The following is a 2,884-nucleotide window of genomic DNA, read 5'->3' on the forward strand; positions in this document are numbered from 1 at the left end:
AGCAAGAGTGAACCACCTGATCCCTTCCCGAACTCAGAAGTGAAACCTCTTAGCGCTGATGGTAGTGTGGGGTTACCCATGTGAGAGTAAGTCATCGCCAGCTCATTATTCGAAACACCCCCTGATACGTCAGGGGGTGTTTTTTTATGTATGGAAAAGAAAAAGCACAAAATAGGAAAACGAGAGATATTTAAAAAGAATAAGGCTAAACAATGCTAAAAATTTACATCAAGGTGAGCCTATATTCTTTACAGTGAAGTTCAGTCTGCAATGTATAAAAATAATAGAATATACATACGCTCCAAGATCTCGATGAAGTCTCTGTTTTAGAGATATTGCAGCAACGCTTTGAGGCAAATATGCAGCGTCATCCAGAATTGCTTTGGGATGAAGTTAAAAACAATTGATAGTACAGTCCTCAGAACTAAAAATGTTAATCGAAATGGAAAAAACAGGCGGTGAGCCAGATATTGTAATGCTGAATCGGCAATCTCATGATCTGATATTTTATGATTGCAGCTTAGAGTCACCAAAGCCTAGACGCAGCTTGTGTTATGACCGTGATGCCTCGGAGAATCGGAAGGATCAGCCTCCCAAAAATAACGTAATAGACATGGTTCGAGACATCGGTGCTCAGCTTCTGACAGAAGAGGACTATCGAGCGATACAGCAAGTTTTTCATTTCGATTTAAAGACTTCGAGCTGGATTTTGACGCCAGTTGATATTCGGCAAAAGGGTGTAGCGCTGTTCTGTGATCGACGTTATGACCATGTGTTTAGCTATCACAATGGTGCACAATCATATTATTCGTCTCGTGGATTTCGCTGTAAACTTGTGATCGCTAAAGTTCAGCTCTAATTCAATAGATTTAAAAAGAACGTATTGAAAAAGAGCTTATCTAGATATGTGAGTGCGTTTGTTTTTTAGACATTTAAATTTTTTCTCAACTAAAAATAGAAATAAATGATCGTGTGTCTTTCTGAAGTTTAATGAAAGAATAGAAGAATTAGACCTGAAAAAAAGAGCATTATGGTTTATAAAATCAAGTTAAATAATCATATATTGATAATGTTTAATAATTAAACTAAAGCATGAAAAATAACACAATTAACATGTACTTATAAGCGACTAGATTTATTAAACATACGTCTAATATCCCTAGAAAACACTGTTCCGTATATTCCGTGGCTGTTGAATTTTACTTAAAAATTCAATGAATGTTATGGACAAGTACTCATGGGAGATGAGAACGATGACAACGGAAAAAATAGACATAAATTCTGTAGTCGATAAGGCTAAATTTACCCCGTTCCACTTCAATGTAGTGGCTTGGTGCTTATTGATTATTTTATTTGATGGCTACGATTTAGCGATTAATGGCGTGGTTTTACCATTATTGATGCAAGACTGGGGCTTAACTGCAATGCAAGCGGGGATGCTTGCCAGTACTGCGCTCGCAGGGATGATGTTTGGTGCCATGTTCTTTGGTTCTTTAGCAGATAAGATTGGCCGTAAAAAAGTCATCATGATCTGTATTGTTTTATTTAGTGGTTTGACCTTTGCCGGTGGTTTTGCGTCAAATCCAACAGAATTTGGTATTTTGCGTTTCTTGGCTGGTTTAGGGATTGGCGGTGTAATGCCTAACCTTGTGGCTTTAACGTCGGAATACGCGCCGCAGAAGATGCGTAGTACACTAGTAACGACGATGTTTAGTGGTTATGCAGTCGGTGGTGTGATGGCGGCACTTTTAGGTTCATGGTTCACCCCTGATTTTGGTTGGCAAATCATGTTCTTTATCGCAGGTATTCCACTTTTCCTTTTACCTGTCATTTGGAAATTCTTACCTGAATCTTTGGCATTTATGGTGAAAGAAAACAAACAGGAAAAAGCCCGCAGTATCGTGAAGCGCTTAGCGCCTGAAGTGAAAGTGACTGAAAATACAGTGTTCACTTTACCGCAAGAAAATGTACCTGAAGCTGCTAACGTGGTGAGTTTGTTCCGCCGTGGTCGTGCCGTAAATACATTGCTGTTTTGGGTGGCGTTCTTTACGTGCCTATTGACCATGTATGCGCTAAGCAGCTGGTTACCAAAACTGATGATGGCAGCCGGTTATTCTATGGATAACAGCTTGATGTTCATGATGGTCATGAACGTTGGCGCAGTTGTGGGTATTGTTGGCGGTGGTATTTTGGCTGACCGTTTCCATTTAAAACCTGTGCTGATGGTTTTGGGTATGATGGGGGCGATTGTGATGAGCTTGATGGGCTTCCAATCGAATCAGTTCTTGCTATACATTTTGGTATTCTTGGCAGGTGCTGCATCTATTGGTTCGCAAATGCTGCTATACAGCTATGTGGCGCAGTATTACCCACTTGCTGTACGTTCGACGGGTATTGGTTGGTCTTCTGCGATTGGTCGTATGGGCGCGATTGTAGGGCCGATCTTGATTGGTGGTTTGCTTGGTATGAACTTACCTGCGCATTTCAACTTTATGGCGGTGGGTTTACCTGTACTGATTACTGCGATCGCGGTTGCGTTGATTATGCATGACACAGACTCTGACAAAGTTGATGCGTTGCAACCTGCTAAAGCTTAAATAGATTTGAAATGAATAAGCCTCCGTAAGGGGGCTTTTCTAATTTTTGCGTCATTTTATGTCGCATGCATTTAATATTGAACTTTCAAATAGAATTTTTATAGATCAAAATTGTTCAAAATATATCTAGAGCTCATGAATGGGAAATTTGTTTAAAATAATTAGGGTGTGTTGACATTTACAGCCGATAAATTGAGCTAAAGAGGCAACCATATAAATATACAAGCTAAAGCAACAGCGCTTTGATAGTTACGTTTTAGCTTATCGTATCTTGTGGCAATTCCTCT

The 2,884-nt window shown here is 39.7% G+C and carries 1 protein-coding gene, 1 rRNA gene and 2 pseudogenes; 3 read left to right on the forward strand and 1 reads right to left on the reverse strand.

Annotation, left to right across the window (positions count from 1 at the left end):
* The 3 genes and pseudogenes from rrf to FTT72_RS16025 all read left to right on the forward strand — a co-directional run.
* Positions 1–103, forward strand: a 5S ribosomal RNA gene (gene rrf / locus FTT72_RS16015); the annotation flags it as partial.
* Positions 104–290: 187 nt separating this feature from the next.
* Positions 291–859: pseudogene (locus FTT72_RS16020) on the forward strand (DUF4256 domain-containing protein).
* A 394-nt stretch (positions 860–1,253) separates the two neighbouring features.
* Positions 1,254–2,597 (forward strand): aromatic acid/H+ symport family MFS transporter, encoded by a 1,344-nt coding sequence (locus FTT72_RS16025; RefSeq protein ID WP_180178688.1) that lies wholly within the window; start codon positions 1,254–1,256, stop codon positions 2,595–2,597.
* Between the two features lie 197 nt (positions 2,598–2,794).
* Here the strand turns inward: FTT72_RS16025 and FTT72_RS16030 are convergent.
* A pseudogene (locus tag FTT72_RS16030) lies at positions 2,795–2,884 on the reverse strand (IS5/IS1182 family transposase); the annotation flags it as partial.

The sequence above is a fragment of the Acinetobacter sp. YH01005 genome (assembly GCF_013420465.1).
Lineage (GTDB): Bacteria > Pseudomonadota > Gammaproteobacteria > Pseudomonadales > Moraxellaceae > Acinetobacter > Acinetobacter amyesii.